Source organism: Microbacterium rhizomatis (genome assembly GCF_008710745.1).
GTDB lineage: Bacteria > Actinomycetota > Actinomycetes > Actinomycetales > Microbacteriaceae > Microbacterium > Microbacterium rhizomatis.
In genome coordinates, this window is record NZ_VYSA01000001.1 from 1,111,812 (window position 1) to 1,129,984 (window position 18,173).

Genomic DNA, 18,173 nt, shown 5'->3' on the forward strand with positions numbered 1-18,173 from the left:
GTCAGGGGGCCACGCGCCCGTTCGCATTGAATGCGGCGTGGGTGAGCGGCATGAGCTCGGTCCACGCCGTCTCCATCTTCTCGGCGCACATCTCGATCTCGCGCTGCGGGAAGGACGGGAAGTGCGTTCCCTCGACCTTCGTGCGCAGCGAGAGGAAATTCATCAGAGCGCGGGCGTTCATCGTGACGTACATCGACGAGTAGATGTTCAGCGGCAGCACGATGCGGGCGACCTCGCGAGCGACGCCGGCTGCGAGCATCCGTTGATACGACTCGAAGGCGAACACGGATGCCGTCCGGGTGGCGGTGTCGACGAGGTCGTACTGCTCGGCAGTGCCGGGGAGGAATTCGTACGCCCCGGGTTTGCCGACCTGAAGGAGGTTGCGCTCACGACCCGGCACGTAGAAGACGGGACGCAGCTCGCGATAGCGGCCCGATTCCTCGTTGTAGGACGCGATCCGGTGACGCATGAACTCGCGGAACACGAAGATCGGGGCCTGGATGTAGAACGTCATCGAGTTGTGCTCGAACGGCGAGCCGTGACGATCGCGCATGAGGTAGTTGATCAGCCCGCGATCGCGGGCCGTGGCCTCGGTGCCTGCGGCGGCGCCCTCGAGGGTCTGCTCCCCCATCGTCGACACGCGCGCGGCGAAGAGCACGTCGGAATCACTCGCACTGGAGCGGACGAGCTCGACGGTCACGTCGCTGCGGAATTCGATCTGCGGGGTCTCAGGCGAAACGTCGGAATCGGTCACGCCTGCCACCCTACCGACGGCGCGGGCGCGAGCGGTCGTGACATCCCCGAGCTGAGCGAGGTCGTGCGGCCTCGTGCCGCTCGGACCAGTTAGCCTGGGATGCTGTGACCATCGTCAACGCACTCATCGGCCTCGCCGCCCTTCTCGCGGTGACCGTCGGCGTGGGCATCTTCCTCCAGTGGCGCCAGGGGCGCCCGCGCCGACACATCCCGCACGAGGTCGTCGAGCCCGAACGACTCGGCGCAGCCGGACTCGGCGAGAATGCCACCCTGCTGCAGTTCAGCACGGAGCTCTGCGCCCGGTGCCCCGGCGTTCACAGAACGCTGTCGGCCGTCGCCGATCGCCATGACGGCGTCCGCCACCTCGACGTGGACCTGACCCACCGCCCCGACATCGCACGGCACTTCCACGTGCTGCAGACTCCGACGACGCTGATCCTCGACAGCGAGGGCGTCGTGCAGACCCGCTTCGGCGGGGTGCCGAGCCGCGAGGTGGTCGAGCTCGAACTCGCGCGGCTGTCCGTCGCGCCCGCCGAGGTCTGAACGACCGCCACCCGAGCCGTCAACCCGTCGCGTTCGAGCGGAGGACCCCATAGGCTGACCGCGCGCCCTCACGCGGGCGGCGCATCGACCATCCTGGAGGTTCCCATGACCGTCACGAGCGAAGCGACCACCGTCTGGAACGGAAGCCTGACCGATGGGTCGGGCACGGTCACATTCGATTCCTCCCACCTCGGCACGTTCGAGATCAACTGGAAGGCGCGCAGCGAAGGATCCGGCTCGGTCACCACGCCCGAAGAGCTCATCGCCGCCGCGCACGCGTCGTGCTTCAGCATGGCGTTCTCGCACGCCCTCGCCGAGAACGGCACACCCCCCGACGAGATCAACACGACGGCGTCCGTCACCTTCAAGCCGGGTACCGGCATCACGGGCAGCCACTTGAACGTCAACGCGTCGGTCCCGGGGCTCAGCCCCGAGGACTTCGAGCGCATCGCGGCCGACGCCAAGGCGAACTGCCCGGTGTCGCAGGCCCTCGCCGGCATCGAGATCACTCTCGAGGCCACGCTTGCCTGACCCCCGGCGCGTGATCGTCGCCGGGGCGTCCGGCCTGATCGGATCCGCCCTGGTCGACAGCCTCCGCGCAGATGGCGTCGCTGTTTCGACGCTCGTGCGGCGTCCCGCGCAGGGACCCGACGAGATCGAGTGGCTCACCGACGATGCTCCTCTGGACCCGGGCATCCTCGCGGGCGCGGATGCCGTCGTGGGCCTCAACGGCGCGAGCATCGGCCGCTTCCCCTGGACGGCGTCGTACAGGAACACGCTGCTGTGGTCGCGCATCACTCCGACGCGCACCCTGGCTCGGGCGTTGAGTTCCCTGGGATCGGATGCTCCGGCGTTCGTCTCGGCATCGGCGGTCGGGTACTACGGGTCGGCCCCGGGCGCGGTGCTCACCGAGGACTCGCCGCGCGGCGAGTCGTTCCTGGCGGATCTGTGCGGCGAATGGGAATCCGCGGCGCTGGCCGCAGCATCCCACGCCCGCGTGGCGCTGCTGCGCACGGCGCCCATCGTCCACGAGAAAGGCGTGCTCGCGCCGCTGCTTCTGCTCACCAAACTCGGCCTGTCGGGGCCGATCGGCCGCGGGACGCAGATCTGGCCGTGGATCTCGCTGGAGGACGAGGTGAGCGCGATCCGGCACGTGATCGATGCGGACATCGCAGGCCCGGTCAACCTCGTGGGTCCGACGCGTGCGGCCGCCAACGACCTCGGCTTCGCTCTCGCGGTGCGCATGAATCGGCCGTTCGTGCTTCGAGCGCCGGTGTGGGGCATCAAGCTCGTGCTGGGGCGCGAGGCGACCGAGGCGCTTCTCACCTCCGACGCCGACGTCGTGCCGACCGTGCTCGAGCAGAGCGGATTCGTCTTCCGGCACACGACCGTCCAAGACGCCGTGGCAGACGCTGTTCCCGCGCGCAGCTGACGTCCCGATCCGGTTCACCGTACCGATTCAGCGTGCGGTGCGACGCTCCGCCGACTCCAGCCGGATCGCGTGCCGCACGGCCCCGCGGGCGCGACGCCGGTCACCCGACGCGTCGTAGGCGAGGGCCAGGCGGTACCACGCCTGCCACGAGTCGGGCGCGGCCTCGGCATCGGCGCGGTACGCCGGGAACAACGCGTCCGCCTCATCGCGAAGCACCGCCCCGCTCGGCCGGACGGCGACCGGCTCGGCCGGAAGGCCGCCCTCTTTCTCGAGACGCCGTGCCAGTGCTTCGGCGCGCACGCCGAACCAGAGCTCGCGGCCGAGCGCCCACACCGCGACGATCGGCAGCACGATCAGGGCCACACCCATCGCGATTCCCACCGGCTCGCCGCTCGTCAGCAGCAGGACCGCGCGCTGCCCGACGAGCACGATGTAGAGCGCGAGCAGCACCGCCATGACGATGGCGCCGATGCGGGCGCTCACGAGGCCGTCGAGCGGGCGACCTGCCCCGGCACGCCGCCCTCCGGAACGGGCTGGTCGACGGGAGGGCGGCCCGGGACGCGGATGCCGATGTCGATCACGCTGTCCAGCCCGATGCTCACCCCGCGCGCATCGCGCGCGGCGAGGAGCGCGAGACGGATGCCGGGGCCATAGGCTGCGGCCGGTTCGATCGTGTCGTGGATGATCGTGAGCGACTCGCCCGCGCCCGAGAGGATCGTCTCCTGGCGGGCGACGACACCGGGGCGACGTAGAGAATGAATGGGGATGCTCGCCACCTGCTGACCCCGAGCGCGCTGGTCGACGTGTGGCGACTCGACGGGACCCACGTCTGCGCGAGCGGCGGCGATCAGCTCAGCGGTACGCACCGCGGTGCCGCTGGGCGAATCGACCTTCGTCTCGCGGTGCGCCTCGACGATCTCGATCGACGGGAAGAACGGAGCCGCCACCGCCGTCAGAGCCGAACCGAGGACGGACCCGATCGAGAAGTTCGGGATGAACACCGCACCCGAACCGGCCGCTTCGACGAGCGGGCGGATGAGGGCGATCCGTTCCACCGACCACCCGGATGTGCCGACGAGCACGTTGATGCCGCGCTCGACCGCAGCGCGCACGACGTCGATCGAGATGGCCGGAGTCGAGGCATCCACCACCAGGTCGACGCTGTCGAGCTCGGACAGGTCTGATCGCGAAGAAAGCACCACGGCGACCTCGAAGCCGTCTTCGGCGTCGACGACGTCGCGGATGATGCCGCCGAGCTTTCCGGTGCCGCCCACGATGGCCACGCGTGTCGTCATGCCCACCAGCCTAGGCGCGGTGCGCCGGCGCCCGTGCCTATCCTCGACTCATGGCGATGATTCAGTCTCTCCCCGTCGAGGACCCACGCGCCCATGCGCTGCTCGAGGAGTACTTCCACTCGCGTGAGATCGGTTTCGCGCATCAGAACACGGTGTACACGGCGAACTTCCCGGCTGCGTCGGTCTTCACTCCGCCCGCGGGGGTTTTCGTGGTGCTGGTCGACGGCGAGGGGCGTGACGTCGGCTGCGGCGGAATACGCCGTATCGCGGACGACGGCGAAGACATCCGCTACGAGGTGAAGCACCTGTACCTGCGGCCCGAGACGCGCGGCCGCGGCTGGGGGCGCCTGCTGCTCGATGACCTGGAGAGGCGGGCCAGGGACTGGGATGCCACGCAGCTCGTGCTCGACACCCATCACTCGCTCGAAGCTGCCGCGGGGCTGTACCGGTCGGCGGGTTTCGCCCTGACCGAGCGGTTCAACGACAATCCGAACGCGACGCGGTGGTACGCCAAATCGCTCCGTTAGCCGAGCGCATCGAAACGCGCTCCCCGCGGAGGAGGGCGACTCAGACCGGATAGATCTCGGGCAACCCTGTGCGCATCTCGACCGGCAGATGCGCGAGGTCGTTGTGGGACACGACAGTCCACGGGCCGCGATGCCGCTGGGCGAGCACCGTCAATCCGCAGTGGGCCTGGTTCAGGGTCATCCAGCGCCAGTCCGGTGCCTGAAGCACCTCCCGCACGAACCAGGCGATCACGAAGTTGTGCGTGATGAGAAGTTCATGCACGTCGCCCGGCTTGCGCACCAGGAACTCGCTGACCGCGTCGGCCATCTGGGCGCGCCCCGCCTCGATCTCCTCCTCGGTGAACCCGCCGAAGAACGGTTCGAACACCGTGGGCGTCTCAGGCGTCATGCCCGTCGGCACGCAGTCGAACAGGAGCGCGGTCGGCTCGGGCGAGACCGACGGCAGGCGGTCGGCGACCGCGCGGGCGGTCTGGCTCGCCCGTTCCAGCGGCGAGTGCCACACGGCGTCCAGCGGAACACCGGAGAGCCGATCCGCCAGGAGCGCTGCCTGGCGTCGGCCGCGCGGCGACAAGGGTCCGTCAGCCAGGCCGTACTCGGCGTCCTGGTGCTCGCCATGCCGCACGAGATACAGATAGTGCGTCACACCAGCTCACTTCGTCGGGGGTTGCTCGCAGCATCCTCAGCCTACGACAGACCGATGAACACGCCATCGGGACTTGACGTCGGCCGCGCGAGCGGTACGTTACTCGGCGGCGCGGGCGATGTCGGCCAGCTGCGCGCGGCTGAGGCGGACACCGATGCCCTGCACGAGCTCTTCGACATGCTGCGCCGCATAGGCGTTCACGATCGGAGCGGTCACGAGCTTCTGCGCGAGAAGCCATGCGACGGCCACCGCCGCGTCGGGCACACCCAGCTCAGTCCCGACCGCATCGAGCGCGCGCAACGTGCGACTCCCCCGCCTGTTCAGGCTCGCGGCGATCTGAGCACCGCGCACCGAGAGATTGACGCGGGTGCGAGCCCGGTGCCGACCGGAGAGGAATCCGTGCTCCAAAGCGTGCGAGGGAGTGACGGCCATCGCCTGCGCGCCCGCGACCAGCCGCAGATCCGCGTCGAAGTCGTTGCGGCGCAGCACATTGAAGGGCACGTCCAGCACCATGATGCGCGGGAAGCCGGCTGATGCGAGGATGCGGGCCTCGACGAGCTGGGCCGCGGTATAGCCGACTGCTCCGAGTGCACGTACCTTGCCCGCCTCGACGAGCCACTCGGCGGTGGCGAGCGTGTCTTCCAGCGCCGTCGTGCGGTCGGTTCCCGCGTCGAGGTAGAGCACGTCGATCCGGTCGGTGCGCAGGCGTGTGAGGGATGCCTCGACCGCGCGCACCAGGTTGACCGGCCCGAGTCCCGGGTTGTCGGGGTGTCCGCCGATGCGCACCGAGAGCACGACGTCGTCGCGGAGTCCGCGCGAGTGCATCCATTGCCCGATGATGTGCTCGCTGCGACCGCCCGAGAAGCTGTCGGCGGTGTGCACGGCATTGCCGCCGACCTCTGCGTACGTGTCCAGGATGTCGTGGCTCGACTCGAGATCCACGTTCCACCCGAACTCGGCGCCACCGATCATCAGGGGGAAGATCTCGAAGCCGGTCTCACCGAGCGCGACCCTGACGTTGTGCCCCACACCGGGACCTTGCACCGGAATCGGGGCCGAAGGGTGTGTCGCGGGGACGATGGGCGCGGTCTGGCTCGGCGGGATCGAATCCGACGATGATGCCGCCGGACCAACAGTGAAGAAAGCCATGTCCCACCCCCCACGTCGATCCTTCGGAACGATCGTGTGTTCGTATATTGCGCGCCCCCCGGCGCGTATTACGAGGGTAGGCCCGGACGGCTGGGGTTCCGGACATTGCGGCATCCAGTCGGTAAACATTGAATAACGCTTTCGTCACGACGCGGTCGTTCCCGCGCGCGCGACGACGACGGCCAGGCCCGCAACGACGGTTGCCCGCTCCCTCGTTACGAGGGAGCGGGCAACCGGACAGGGCGGCGTGAGCCGCCGGGGTCAGCCTTCGGCGGGAGCCTCGGGACCCTGGCTGGCCGCGGCACGGCCCTCCTGATCCGCGGGCTCTTCGACCACGGGCTCGAGCGAGAGCTTGCCGCGGTCGTCGATCTTCGTGATCTTCACGAGGATCTTCTGTCCGACCGAGAGTACGTCTTCGACGTTCTCGACGCGCTTGCCGCCGGCGAGCTTGCGGACCTCGCTGACGTGCAGCAGTCCGTCCTTACCCGGCAGGAGCGACACGAACGCCCCGAAGGTCGCGATCTTGACGACCGTGCCGAGGAACTGCTCGCCGATCTCGGGGTTGGTCGGGTTGGCGATCGCGTTCACCTGCGCGCGGGCCGCCTCGGCCGAAGGGCCGTCGGTCGCGCCGATGTAGACGGTGCCGTCCTCTTCGATCGAGATCTGCGCGCCGGTCTCGTCCTGGATGGCGTTGATCGTCTTGCCCTTGGGGCCGATCAGCTCGCCGATCTTGTCGACCGGGATCTGGACGCTGATGACGCGAGGCGCCGTCGGAGCCATCTCGTCAGGGCCGTCGATCGCCGCGGTGAGCACACCGAGGATCGTGAGGCGAGCCTCGCGAGCCTGCTGCAGCGCGGCGGTCAGCACCGATGACGGGATGCCGTCGAGCTTCGTGTCGAGCTGGATCGCCGTGACGAATTCGCTCGTGCCGGCGACCTTGAAGTCCATATCGCCCAGGGCGTCTTCCGCACCGAGGATGTCAGTGAGCGCCGCGTAGCGCGTCTGACCCTCGAACTGGTCGGAGACCAGGCCCATCGCGATACCGGCGACAGGCGCGCGCAACGGCACACCCGCGTTCAGCAGCGACAGGGTCGACGCGCAGACCGAGCCCATCGACGTCGACCCGTTGGAGCCGAGAGCCTCGGACACCTGGCGGATCGCGTACGGGAACTCCTCGCGGCTGGGCAGCACCGGAACGAGCGCGCGCTCGGCGAGGAAGCCGTGCCCGATCTCGCGACGCTTCGGGCTTCCCACTCGGCCGGTCTCACCGGTCGAGTACGGCGGGAAGTTGTAGTGGTGCATGTAGCGCTTGTGCGTCACCGGCGACAGCGAATCGATCTGCTGCTCCATCTTGAGCATGTTCAGCGTGGTGACACCCAGGATCTGGGTCTCTCCGCGCTGGAAGATCGCTGAGCCGTGCACGCGCGGGATGACCTGCACCTCTGCGTCCAGCGGACGGATGTCGGCCAGGCCGCGACCGTCCATGCGGACGCCCTCGGCGAGGATGCGTCCGCGGACGATCACCTTGGTGACCGACTTGTATGCGGCCGAGAACTCGAGCGTGGCGACGGCGGGCAGCTCCCCCGCCTCGACCGCGGCGACGAGCTCAGCCCTGACGGCATCCTTCAGTTCGTCATCGGCGTTCTGGCGCTGGATCTTGTCGGCGATCTGGTAGATCGGCACGAGCTTGTCGTATGCGCGACCGGCGACGAAGTCGTACGTCTGCTGGCTGTAGGGCAGGAAGACCGGGAATTCCTTGATCTCCTTGGCCGCGGTGTTGGCGACCACGTTCTGTGCGCCCACGAGCTGCTTGATGAAGGGCTTCGAGGCTTCGAGGCCTTCGGCCACGACCTGCTCGTTGGGCTTGACGGCGCCCGCCTTGATGAGGTTCCAGCTGCCTTCGGTGGCTTCGGCCTCGACCATCATGATCGCGACGTCCTCGTTGCCATCGGCATCCGTGATCACACGGCCCGCGACGATGAGGTCGAAGACGGCCTCTTCGAGCTGCGTGACGGTCGGGAACGCGATCCACTGATCGGCATGCTCGCCGTGACCGGGGATGAGCGCGAGGCGCACACCCGCGATCGGGCCGGAGAACGGCAGACCCGAGATCTGCGTCGACAGCGAGGCCGCGTTGATCGCAAGCGCGTCGTAGAACTCGCCGGGGGCGATCGACAGGACGGTGACGACGATCTGGACCTCGTTGCGGAGACCGTCGACGAACGACGGGCGGAGCGGGCGATCGATCAGACGGCAGACCAGGATCGCCTCGGTCGAGGGGCGACCCTCACGGCGGAAGAACGAGCCGGGGATCTTGCCCGCCGCGTACGAGCGCTCTTCGACGTCGACGGTCAGCGGGAAGAAGTCGAACCCTTCGCGAGGGTGCTTGCCGGCGCTGGTGGCCGACAGGAGCATCGTCTCCTCGTCGAGGTATGCAGCAACCGCTCCCTGAGCCTGCTGCGCGAGGCGGCCGGTTTCGAAGCGGATCGTGCGGGTGCCGAAGCGTCCATTGTCGAGGACGGCTTCGGCGGCGGTGATTTCAGGACCTTCCAAGAGGTCTCTCCTTCTTTTTTTTGACTCGCACGCCCGTGTGGCGAGCGAGTTCATGCGAAGGAGCAGGAACAGGCAGATATCGGCGCGCGCAAGGGTGCGCGAGGTGTGTGCCAGCGCTGGTCACCAGTAGAAATCCACCGCTCTCGCCGCGGTTCGCGCGAGATCGGGAGACCACCACAGGGGACCAGCTTCCTGCCGGCCTGCTCCGTGAGCTCATGTTCAATTGAGCGGATGCCCGAGGGCAACCCGACCAAGCCTATCAGCGGGAGTGATCGGCATCCCCGTGGGGCGTATCGAGGTGATCGCGCCCCGCGCCAGGGGCCCGCCAGGGGCCCGCCCGTGCCGAAGCTCCGGCCTCCGCTTAAGCTGAGGGGTATGAGCACCGACGACAAGCCCACAGACGCCGCATCCGAAGAGATGAAGCGCAAGTTCAAAGAGGCGCTCGACAAGAAGAACGCCAAGCACCGCGAGGGCGAGGCTCACCTGGACGGCGATTCGGTCGTCCACCAGTCGCACGGCCCCGCCGGCACGAAGCGGGAGTTCCGCCGCAAGAGCGGCTGATCCCCCTGGGACGACGGATCGCCCGCCGCATCGGATGCGGCGGGCGATTCGTCTGTCTCGGATCAGCGAGCGCTTCTCCCGGAGAGTTCCCGGTCGTTCGCCCGCTGCTCCTTCGCCTCGGCTTCGGAGATCGCGGCGTCTTCCAGGCCCTGCGTGCCGACAGCATCCTTCGCATCCGACATGCCGTCGTGGTCGTCGCCGGACAGTGTCGTCTCATCGAACGGCGACTGGCCCGACAGCACGGCCCGCGCCTGCGTCGCGTTGAACTGCTTCGTCCATGTTCCGATCAGCACGGTGGCCACGGCGTTGCCCGTGAAGTTCGTGATCGCACGACCCTCGGACATGAAGCGATCGATGCCGACGATGACCCCGACCCCGTTGACCAGGTCGGGCCGGTACGCCTGGAGCCCGCCGGCCAGCGTCGCAAGACCCGCGCCGGTGACCCCCGCGGCGCCCTTCGACGCGATCACCATGAAGACCAGCAGGCCGATCTGCTCGGGAATCGACATCGGCACGCCCATCGCCGAGGCGATGAAGAGGGATGCCATCGTCAGATAGATCGCCGTGCCGTCGAGGTTGAACGAGTAGCCGGTCGGAACGGTGATGCCGACGACGGGCTTGGCGACACCGAGGTGCTCCATCTTGGCGATGAGGCGGGGCAGCGCCGATTCGGACGAGGAGGTCCCGACGATCAGAAGGTACTCGCGGGCGAGGTACTTCATGAGGCTGAAGATGTTGATCCGTGCCACCGCGAAGAGCAGCGTTCCGAGGATGCCGATGATGAACACTGCGCACGTGATGTAGAAGGCGATCATCAGCACGCCCAGGCTGAGGATCGCGGCGAAGCCGGTCTTGCCGACGACCGCGGCGATCGCTCCGAACGCCCCGAGCGGAGCCAGCCAGAGGATCATGCCGAGGATGCGGAAGACGAGCGATTGGAGGTTCTTGACGGCGGCCATGATCGGCTCGCCTTTCGAGCCCATCTGCTGCAGCGCGAAGCCGACGAGCAGGGCGATGAACAGCACCTGCAGCACGCTCTCGCCGGTGAATGCTCCGAAGAAGGTCGCCGGGATGATCCCGAGAATGAATGCCTGCGTGGTCGTGGCTTCGCCCGTGCCGGCCCCCGAGTAGGTCACGCTCGTCATGTTCAGGCCCTCACCGGGGTGGATGAGGTTGCCCACGACCAGTCCGATCGCCAGGGCGAAGGTCGTCATGACCATGAAGTAGAGCAGTGCGAGGCCACCGATCTTGCCGACGGTGGCCGCTTTGGCGATCGACCCGACGCCGACGACGATGGTGCAGAAGATGATCGGAGCGATCATCATCTTGATCAGGGCGACGAAGCCCGTGCCGATGGGCTCGAGGGCCTTCCCCACATCCGGCCAGAGCAGGCCGACCGTCGCGCCCAGCACCACGGCGATGATCACCGCGATGTACAGCCAGGTGTGCTTGTCCCAGGCCGTCTTGCCCCGGCGCCAGTTGTAGCCGGGGAGCTTGAAGCTCTGGGTGCGGGGAATCTGTAGAGCCATCGTTGCCTCCGAGTGAGTGGGACCTTCGTTGTCCACCGGGACGCGTCGCTCGCGTCTCGGCCTGCCTAGACTGTGAGGCACGACGGCCCCACCCACCGGGTTACGGTCGTATTGGTCACGACAACGCGAGGACGCGGATGGCGGTATCGGAGCGACGCGCGAGCGCAGCATCCCGCGTGTTCCTCGCCTTCCTCGGAGCCGTCGTGGTGATCACGGCCCTCCTGGTCGTCCTGCTCTCCTTCCAGGCGGAGGCCACCGAGCGCTCCCAGGCCGAAGCGCTGACGCTCGCGGTCGCGCGGACGATCGCGGAGATGCCCGAGGTCGCCCAGGCCGTGCAGAGCGGGACGAATGCCACGGCGACCGCAGAGCTGCAGCCCATCGCCGAGCGGATCATGGCCGAGACACCGATCGACTTCGTCACGATCATGACCACGGACGGCATCCGGCTGACGCATGCCGATCCCGCCGAGATCGGCAAGCGTTACATCGGCACGATCGAACCGGGCCTGGAGGGGCACGACCTGACCGAGGAGGCCAGCGGTACGCTCGGGCCCTCGCTTCGCTCACTGGTTCCGGTCATCTCGGAGGGCAGAGTGGTCGCGCTCGTGGCGGCGGGGATCACACTCGGGAGCGTCGGGAGCGCAATCCTGCGGCAGGTGCCGTTCGTGATCGCCGTCGCGGCCGCGCTGGCGGCAGTGGGGCTGCTGGCCGCATGGCTCGCCGGACGGTTCACCCGGCGCATCGCGGGCGACCTTCCGGCGAGCGCGGTGCGCGACGCCGTCTCGTCGTACGAATCCGTGCGCACACTCGGGGAGGCGCTCCGCGCTCAGACCCACGAGCACGGGAACAGGATGCACACCGCCGTCGCGCTGATGGAACTCGGGCGGACCGAGGAAGCGATCGAACTGCTGACCGAGACCGCGCGGTCCAGCCAGGAACTCGTCGATCGCGTGGTCGCCCGCGATGGCGATCCGACCGTCGCGGCACTGCTTCTCGGCAAAGCCGCTCAGGCGGCCGAGCGCGGCGTGGAGTGGATCGTGGAGATGCAGCCGGCGATCCCGCGCACCGCGCTCGGCGCCGTGGATGCGGTCTCGCTGGTGGGCAACCTGGTCGACAACGCCATCGACGCCGCCGCCGCGGGCCCGGAGCCCCGGTGGGTGCGCGTGAGCATGGCCGAAGCGGGCGACGGCCGGATCGTCCTCGCCTTCAGCGACAGCGGCACGGGGGTCGCAGACGATATCCGCGACCGCATCTTCGAGCACGGTTTCAGTACCAAACCCGCGGGAGCCGATGGCCGCGGCGTCGGGCTCGCGCTCGTGCGCGCGATCACCGAGTCCGCCGGGGGCACACTCGAGCTCGCGGCCGATCCCACCACCTTCCGGGTGGAGCTTCCCGCCCAGGCGGCGCCATGATCAACGTCCTTGTCGTCGATGACGAGCATCTGACGCGTGAGCTGCACGGCGAGTACGTCGGCCGGCTTCCCGGCTTCCGGGTCGTCGCGGAATGCGCCAACGCCCGCGCCGCCCTGATGGCCGTGCTCGAGACGCCGCCCGCCGAGGGGATCGACCTCGTGCTCCTGGACATGACGATGCCGGATGGGCACGGGCTCGATGTCGCCCGCCACATCCGTGCGCACGCCGCCGCCGTCGACATCATCGCCATCACCGGCGTGCGGGATGCCGAAGTGGTCCGGGCAGCGGTGGGCCTGGGCGTCGTGCAGTACCTCGTCAAGCCGTTCACCTTCGCCACGTTCCGCGAGCGCCTCGAGCAGTACGACGACTACCGCCGACGCATGACGGGCGCTGCCGGACCGGCGACGCAGGCCGAGATCGACGCGCTGCTCGGGTCGCTTCGTCCCGCGGCCGCTCCCGCACTGCCCAAAGGCGTCTCGGCCGCCACGCTCGAGCTCGTGGTGAGCGCTCTGAGCTCGGCGGCGTCGGCGCTCTCTGCCGCCGAGACCGCGGGACGGCTCGGGATGTCGCGGGTCGCGGCGCGCCGCTACCTCGAGTATCTCGCCGAAGCGGGGCGAGTGGATCGCACGCCCCGTTACGGGACGCCGGGGCGCCCCGAGACCGAGTACTCCTGGGTGCGCTGAGCGCGGCGCCCCGCCTCCGCGCGGTCCGTCACGCGTCCGTGCGGCGCTTCGTCGCCTTGGGGCGCAGCTCGATGTACCCGTCGTGCTTCGCACTCAGGCCGTCGCCGGCCGTGCGTCCGGCGAGGCGGCGCATCATCCACGGCAACGCGTGGTGGCGCAGCCACGTCGCCGACGGGAGTCCGGCGACCGGCAGCTCGGCATCGGCGTGGAGCGCAGCATCCAGGCTCCCCAGTGCCTCCGCGTCCGGGACGCCCAGCATCTCTGCGGCGCGGTAGGCGAGGAAGCGGTGCCCGACTGTCTGCAGGTGCACGCGGTCCTGCGCCCACATGTCGAGGCTCCCCAGGGCCGGCAGTGCCTCGATGTCGAGCAGGATCGAACCGGTGTCGGTCGCCACGCGACGCAGCTCCGATGCGAAAGCCGAGAATTTTCGGGCGAGGATCACCCGCGCGGCCATCCGGCGCGGGAGGAACGGTGTGACCAGCAGCACGTCGCAGCCTGCGGCCCGGAGCGTGCGGACCCCGCCTTCCAGTTGGCGCGCGAGCGCGACGGGATCGGCTCCGATCCGCACGAGGTCGTTCGCCCCGATCAGCACTGAGACCAGATCGGGACCGAGGGCGATCGCTGCGGGGATCTGCTCGCGCAGCACGTCGGCGATCTTGCGACTGCGCACCGCGAGGTTCGCGAATCGGAAGCGCTCCCCGCCCTGGCGTGCGTAGGCGAGGAGGAGCGCAAGCCGGTCGGCCCATCCGCGGTAGGCGCCCGTCGGCACGCGAGACGTGTCGCAGAGCCCTTCGGTGATCGAATCGCCGAGCGCGACGTACCGCGCCCAGCGCGGCGAGGGGAGGACGGATGCCTCGGCGGGCCGCGTCGGGATCACCGGGCGGGTGGCCGCCCGTGCGAGCAGAGCATCGTCGAGGGGTCGCAGCATCCGCGCTTCTTCGTAGTGACCGACGAGCTGGCGCCCCAGTGCCTCCCACGTACGATCGCGAACAGAGGCGCGCGCCGCGAGCCGGAACGATCGGCGCTTGGCCTCGTCGCCGACCAGGTCCGCGACCCGCGCCCGCATGTCGGCGAGGTCTCCCGGGCGATAGAGCCACCCGTCGATGCTGCTGCGGACGAGATCGACAGGCCCGCCCCGCCCTGTCGCCACGACCGGCACACCACTGGAGAGCGCCTCCTGCACCGTCTGGCAGAAGGTCTCGCTCTCCCCTGGGTGCACGAACACGTCGAGACTGGCCAGGGTCACGGCGAGTTCGTCGCCGCTCAGGAATCCGGTGAAGATCGCGTGAGGCAGCAGCGTCTCGAGTCGGGGGCGCGACGGGCCGTCGCCGACGATCACGAGGCGTACACCCGGGATATCGGCCAGAGCGACGAGGTCCTCCACCTGCTTCTCCGGGGCGAGGCGCCCGACGTACCCGACGAGGATCTCGTCGGGCGCGACCTGCCTGCGCCATTGCTCGCTCCGGCGTTCGGGGGCGAAGCGCTCCGAGTCCACCCCTCGACCCCAGCGTCGCACCCGGTCGATCCCGAGGGCCTCGAGTTGGGTCGTGGCCGGAGTGGACGGCGCGAGGGTGAGGGTCGCCCGACGATGCAGCCGGGCGACGTGACGCGAGACGAGCGGCGCCATACCGGGTAGGCCGTACCGCTCCGCGTATGCGGCGACGTCGGTCTGGTACACCGCGACCGACGGCACGGCGAGGGCATCGGCGATCGCAACCCCCTGCCAGCCCAGCACGAAGGGCGACGCAAGGTGTATGACGTCGGGCCGGAACTCACGCACCACGCGGCTCAGGTAGGCCGTGCGTGCGAACGCCACACGCACTTCGGGATACGAGGGAAGGGGCACCGATCGCAGGAGCGCGGTCCGCGCGCCGTGGACGGCCGCGCCGTCTCCGGCGCCCGGGGCGATCACCATGGCCTCATGGCCCTCCCGCTCGAGATGCTTGAGCACCTGGAGTACCGAACCGGTGACACCGTTCATGTGGGGAAGGAAGGACTCGGCCATCAGCGCGACTCTCACACGTCCAGGGTGAGGCCCGCTGCGCGCGGGGATGCGTCGAAACCACACGCCGAATCGAGTGTTCACCGAATGCACGTCGACAGGCCACCGTGCGTCTGCCTGAAGGTCGGGCAAGCGAAGGGATGCTCGTGTCAACGATGATCGATGACGCCCTGTCGGCTCTCGCCGCGAGCAGCGCCGCCCTCCCGCTCCTGTTCCTCCTGGTGCTCGGTGACGCCTTCCTCGTGGTGATCCCGGGTGAGACGGCCGTGACCGCGTATGCCGCTCTTGCGGTGTCGCAGGGGCGGCCGCCGCTCGTCTCGGTCATCCTCGTGGCGGCGTCCGCCGCGCTCCTCGGCGACATCATCTGCTACCTGATCGGGCGTCGCGTCGGGCTGGATCGATGGGGATGGATGCGGCGACCCCGCGTCGTGGCAGCGTTCGCGTGGGCGCGTCGTCGGCTGGACCGCAGCACCGCAGCCGTGCTCTTCACGGCCCGCTTCATCCCATTCGGGCGCCTCGCCGTCAACCTGACCGCGGGGGCGAGCCGCGTGCCCGCACCCCGATACGTGCTCTTCGCCTCGGGCGCTGCGCTCGTGTGGGCCCTCTACCAGGCGTTCATCGGCGCCCTGGTCGCCCAGCTGATGCCCGGCTCGACTCTTCTCGCGGTGGTGATCTCGATCGTGGTGGCCCTGGTGTTCGGGCTCATCCTCGACGCGGTCCTCACACGTCGATGGCGACCGCGTTCGAGACCGGGTGTCGTCGGCGAGTGGGAGGCTGGACCCATGGATGCTCTCATCGAACTCGACGGCGTGCGCGCGTACCGCGCCGTTCCCCTCGGCACTCCGCGCGGCGGGATCGTGCTGATCCACGAGATCTGGGGGCTCGTCCCGCACATCCGCGACATCGCCGACCGCCTCGCTGCCGAAGGCTACGTCGTGATGGCCCCCGACCTGCTGAGCGACGTCGGCATCACTCCTGAGTTCGGCGAAGAGATCCAGGCGATGCTCGCCGATCCCGACGAGGAGCGCCGCACAGCCGCGCAGCCGCGCCTGCGGGCCGCGCTGGCCCCCACACGCGTTCCCGATTTCGGTCACACCGCCGTGCAGCGGCTGCGCGCCGTCGTGGACGCCCTCGACGTCGAGCCCGGGGTGGACGGGCGCATCGCGGTCATCGGCTTCTGCTTCGGTGGCAGTTACGCGTTCGCCCTCGCGGCGGACGATCACAGAGTGCGCGCAGCGATCCCGTTCTACGGTCAGGCACCCGAGGCCGACGACATCGCTCGCATCGGATGCCCGGTCCTCGCGCTCTACGGCCAGCACGATCCCGCCCTGATCGATGCCCTCCCCGAAGTGCGTGCGACGATGGCCGCTGCGGGAATCGATTTCACGCCGATCGTGTATCCCGACGCCGGGCATGCGTTCTTCAACGACTCGAACGCGCAGCGCTACCAGCCCGAAGCGGCATCCGACGCCTGGGACCGCACTCTGGTGTTCCTCACCGAGAAGCTCGGCTGACGGGGGCGTCCCCATGACCGATTACCCCGGCTACGACGAGGCGTTCCTCGGCATCCCGTTGCCGCTCCCCCGCCCGGCTGACGCGCGCCCGGCGCGAGAGCTCACGTATCCGCACTTCTCGGTGACGCTCGACCCCGCTCGCCGTCTCGCGGTCGTCACCGGGGTGAACATCGACGGACCCACCGTGCAAGACCTCCCGCGCACCGGCACCTGGGACTACGACCCTCGCGTGCCCGAAGACGAGCAGACCGGGCCGGGCGTCTACGCCGACAACGACCTCGATCGCGGGCACCTGGTACGCCGTCGCGACCCCGGATGGGGCGACGCCGCGACGGCGAAGCGCGCGACCGACGCGACCTTCGTCTTCACGAACGCCGCGCCCCAGGCGGCCCGGTTCAATCAGTCCAAAGAACTGTGGCTGGGGCTCGAGGACCACGTGCTCGCGTACGCGCAGACGCAGGGTTCGCGCATCAGCGTCTTCACCGCCCCGGTGCTGGCGTGCGACGACCCGCCCTATCGCGGCATCCGCATCCCCCGGCGATTCTGGAAGGTGGCGGCCTGGGCCACGGGCGTGGCATCCGCTCCCCTGGCCGCGGCAGGCTTCGTGCTCGACCAGTCGCACCTCATCGACACCACCCTGGCGAAGGGCGTGACCGTCGTCCCGCTCGGGGGCTTCCGGACGTTCCAGGTGCCGGTGGGCGACATCGCCGTGCTGGCCGGCATCGACGTCGGCGCTCTCGCCGCCGCTGACGTGCTCACCGCCCCGACGGCCGCCGCTCGCGCGCCGCGCGAGCTGAACTCGCTGGCCGACGTCATCCTCTGACCGCGCCCCCGGACCGCCCACCCCCACCCGTCACGACCCGCCCGCCGCCGCGATGAGCGACGGGCATGCTGCGACGGGTGAGCGGGGCTTCACTCCCCCGCGAGACCGCCGAGCAGGTGACCGAACGAGCGGCCCTCGCCGAGGTAGTGCGCGGGATCGAACGGGTCGACGGATGCTGTCACCGGCCGCCGCGCGATCGCGTCGGCCAGTTCGCGGGCACCGCGGTCGATCCGGTTGCCGAGCGGAGCGACCCGATCGGCGCTCGTTCCCCAGTCGCTGGAGGCCGCGAACACCCCCGTCGGCACCGGCTCGGCGTGGAGGTAGGTGAACAGCGGGCGGATCGCGTAGTCGATCGCGAGCGAGTGCCGCGCTGTGCCCGCAGTGGCGCCGATCAGCACGGGAGTGCCGGTGAGGGCATCGGGGTCGACGATGTCGATGAAGGACTTGAACAGTCCGGAGTAGCTCGTCGAGAAGATCGGGGTCACCGCGATGATCGCGTCGGCCGACACGACCGCATTGATCATCGTCTCGAGCGCCGGTGGAGCAAAGCCCGTCAGCAGGTTGTTCGTGATGTCGTGCGCGTAGTCGCGCAGCTCGAAGACGTCGACCTCGGCCGCGATCTCGCGCTCCGCGAGGTCGCGAACGGTGGCCGCGGCGAGGCGGTCGGCCAGCATCCTGGTCGAGGACGGGTTCGAGAGTCCCGCGGAGATGACGGCGATGCGTCGAGCAGTGGTGGTCATGGTTTCGTCTCTTC

Annotated in this window: 18 protein-coding genes; 9 read left to right on the top strand and 9 right to left on the bottom strand. The window is 69.2% G+C overall.

Features of this window, described 5'->3' with window-relative positions:
• Window position 1: 1 nt before the first annotated feature.
• Complete coding sequence (thyX, locus tag F6B43_RS05340; RefSeq protein WP_150447811.1) at window positions 2-754, bottom strand: FAD-dependent thymidylate synthase; 753 nt, start codon at window positions 752-754, stop codon at window positions 2-4.
• A gap of 104 nt (window positions 755-858) precedes the next feature.
• Here thyX and F6B43_RS05345 point away from each other — a divergent pair, with 104 nt between their 5' ends.
• From F6B43_RS05345 to F6B43_RS05355, 3 genes are all read left to right on the top strand, one after another.
• The gene (locus tag F6B43_RS05345) at window positions 859-1,296 is read left to right on the top strand and encodes a TlpA family protein disulfide reductase (protein ID WP_150447812.1); all 438 of its coding nucleotides are present in this window, start codon (window positions 859-861) and stop codon (window positions 1,294-1,296) included.
• A 105-nt stretch (window positions 1,297-1,401) separates the two neighbouring features.
• Entirely contained in the window at window positions 1,402-1,827 is a 426-nt protein-coding gene (locus tag F6B43_RS05350; RefSeq protein ID WP_150447813.1) for an OsmC family protein, read from the top strand.
• Complete coding sequence (locus tag F6B43_RS05355) at window positions 1,820-2,728, top strand: TIGR01777 family oxidoreductase (protein ID WP_150447814.1); 909 nt, start codon at window positions 1,820-1,822, stop codon at window positions 2,726-2,728. The genes F6B43_RS05350 and F6B43_RS05355 overlap by 8 nt, the downstream gene beginning before the upstream one ends.
• 27 nt (window positions 2,729-2,755) lie before the next feature.
• Here F6B43_RS05355 and F6B43_RS05360 read toward each other — a convergent pair whose 3' ends face one another.
• A complete protein-coding gene (locus tag F6B43_RS05360; protein WP_150447815.1) occupies window positions 2,756-3,211 on the bottom strand; it encodes a hypothetical protein in 456 nt (151 codons plus the stop codon).
• On the bottom strand, window positions 3,208-4,023 hold the full coding sequence (locus F6B43_RS05365; protein WP_150447816.1) for a 4-hydroxy-tetrahydrodipicolinate reductase: 816 nt from the start codon (window positions 4,021-4,023) through the stop codon (window positions 3,208-3,210). Before F6B43_RS05365 ends, F6B43_RS05360 begins: the two co-directional genes overlap by 4 nt.
• Window positions 4,024-4,073: 50 nt before the next feature.
• On the opposite strand from F6B43_RS05365, the gene F6B43_RS05370 reads away from it, so the two are divergent.
• Entirely contained in the window at window positions 4,074-4,550 is a 477-nt protein-coding gene (locus F6B43_RS05370; protein ID WP_150447817.1) for a GNAT family N-acetyltransferase, read from the top strand.
• Window positions 4,551-4,590: 40 nt separating this feature from the next.
• Here the strand turns inward: F6B43_RS05370 and F6B43_RS05375 are convergent, their stop codons facing one another.
• The 3 genes from F6B43_RS05375 to F6B43_RS05385 all read right to left on the bottom strand — a co-directional run bounded on the left by F6B43_RS05375 (window position 4,591) and on the right by F6B43_RS05385 (window position 8,895).
• Complete coding sequence (locus F6B43_RS05375; protein ID WP_150447818.1) at window positions 4,591-5,193, bottom strand: histidine phosphatase family protein; 603 nt, start codon at window positions 5,191-5,193, stop codon at window positions 4,591-4,593.
• A gap of 99 nt (window positions 5,194-5,292) precedes the next feature.
• On the bottom strand, window positions 5,293-6,342 hold the full coding sequence (locus tag F6B43_RS05380) for an aldo/keto reductase (RefSeq protein ID WP_150447819.1): 1,050 nt from the start codon (window positions 6,340-6,342) through the stop codon (window positions 5,293-5,295).
• Window positions 6,343-6,603: 261 nt separating this feature from the next.
• Window positions 6,604-8,895 carry a polyribonucleotide nucleotidyltransferase gene (locus F6B43_RS05385; protein WP_150447820.1) on the bottom strand — a complete coding sequence of 764 codons (2,292 nt, stop codon included), beginning with the start codon at window positions 8,893-8,895 and terminating at the stop codon, window positions 6,604-6,606.
• A gap of 375 nt (window positions 8,896-9,270) precedes the next feature.
• Here F6B43_RS05385 and F6B43_RS05390 point away from each other — a divergent pair, with 375 nt between their 5' ends.
• Window positions 9,271-9,456 (top strand): DUF5302 domain-containing protein, encoded by a 186-nt coding sequence (locus F6B43_RS05390; protein WP_150447821.1) that lies wholly within the window; start codon window positions 9,271-9,273, stop codon window positions 9,454-9,456.
• Window positions 9,457-9,518: 62 nt separating this feature from the next.
• Here the strand turns inward: F6B43_RS05390 and F6B43_RS05395 are convergent, their stop codons facing one another.
• Window positions 9,519-10,973 carry a cation:dicarboxylate symporter family transporter gene (locus tag F6B43_RS05395; RefSeq protein ID WP_425486817.1) on the bottom strand — a complete coding sequence of 485 codons (1,455 nt, stop codon included), beginning with the start codon at window positions 10,971-10,973 and terminating at the stop codon, window positions 9,519-9,521.
• 149 nt (window positions 10,974-11,122) lie between these two features.
• On the opposite strand from F6B43_RS05395, the gene F6B43_RS05400 reads away from it, so the two are divergent.
• Both F6B43_RS05400 and F6B43_RS05405 read left to right on the top strand, forming a co-directional pair.
• Window positions 11,123-12,397, top strand: a complete 1,275-nt coding sequence (locus tag F6B43_RS05400) for an ATP-binding protein (RefSeq protein WP_150447823.1) — start codon at window positions 11,123-11,125, stop codon at window positions 12,395-12,397.
• Window positions 12,394-13,080, top strand: a complete 687-nt coding sequence (locus F6B43_RS05405) for a response regulator (protein ID WP_150447824.1) — start codon at window positions 12,394-12,396, stop codon at window positions 13,078-13,080. Before F6B43_RS05400 ends, F6B43_RS05405 begins: the two co-directional genes overlap by 4 nt.
• A gap of 28 nt (window positions 13,081-13,108) precedes the next feature.
• Here the strand turns inward: F6B43_RS05405 and F6B43_RS05410 are convergent, their stop codons facing one another.
• The gene (locus F6B43_RS05410; RefSeq protein WP_246159808.1) at window positions 13,109-15,085 is read right to left on the bottom strand and encodes a glycosyltransferase; all 1,977 of its coding nucleotides are present in this window, start codon (window positions 15,083-15,085) and stop codon (window positions 13,109-13,111) included.
• A 152-nt stretch (window positions 15,086-15,237) separates the two neighbouring features.
• On the opposite strand from F6B43_RS05410, the gene F6B43_RS19845 reads away from it, so the two are divergent.
• On the top strand, window positions 15,238-16,596 hold the full coding sequence (locus F6B43_RS19845; protein WP_246159869.1) for an alpha/beta fold hydrolase: 1,359 nt from the start codon (window positions 15,238-15,240) through the stop codon (window positions 16,594-16,596).
• A gap of 13 nt (window positions 16,597-16,609) precedes the next feature.
• Entirely contained in the window at window positions 16,610-17,419 is an 810-nt protein-coding gene (locus tag F6B43_RS05425; RefSeq protein WP_150447826.1) for a DNA/RNA non-specific endonuclease, read from the top strand.
• A gap of 89 nt (window positions 17,420-17,508) precedes the next feature.
• Here F6B43_RS05425 and F6B43_RS05430 read toward each other — a convergent pair whose 3' ends face one another.
• Window positions 17,509-18,159, bottom strand: a complete 651-nt coding sequence (locus F6B43_RS05430; RefSeq protein ID WP_150447827.1) for an FMN reductase — start codon at window positions 18,157-18,159, stop codon at window positions 17,509-17,511.
• Between the last annotated feature and the right edge of the window lie 14 nt (window positions 18,160-18,173).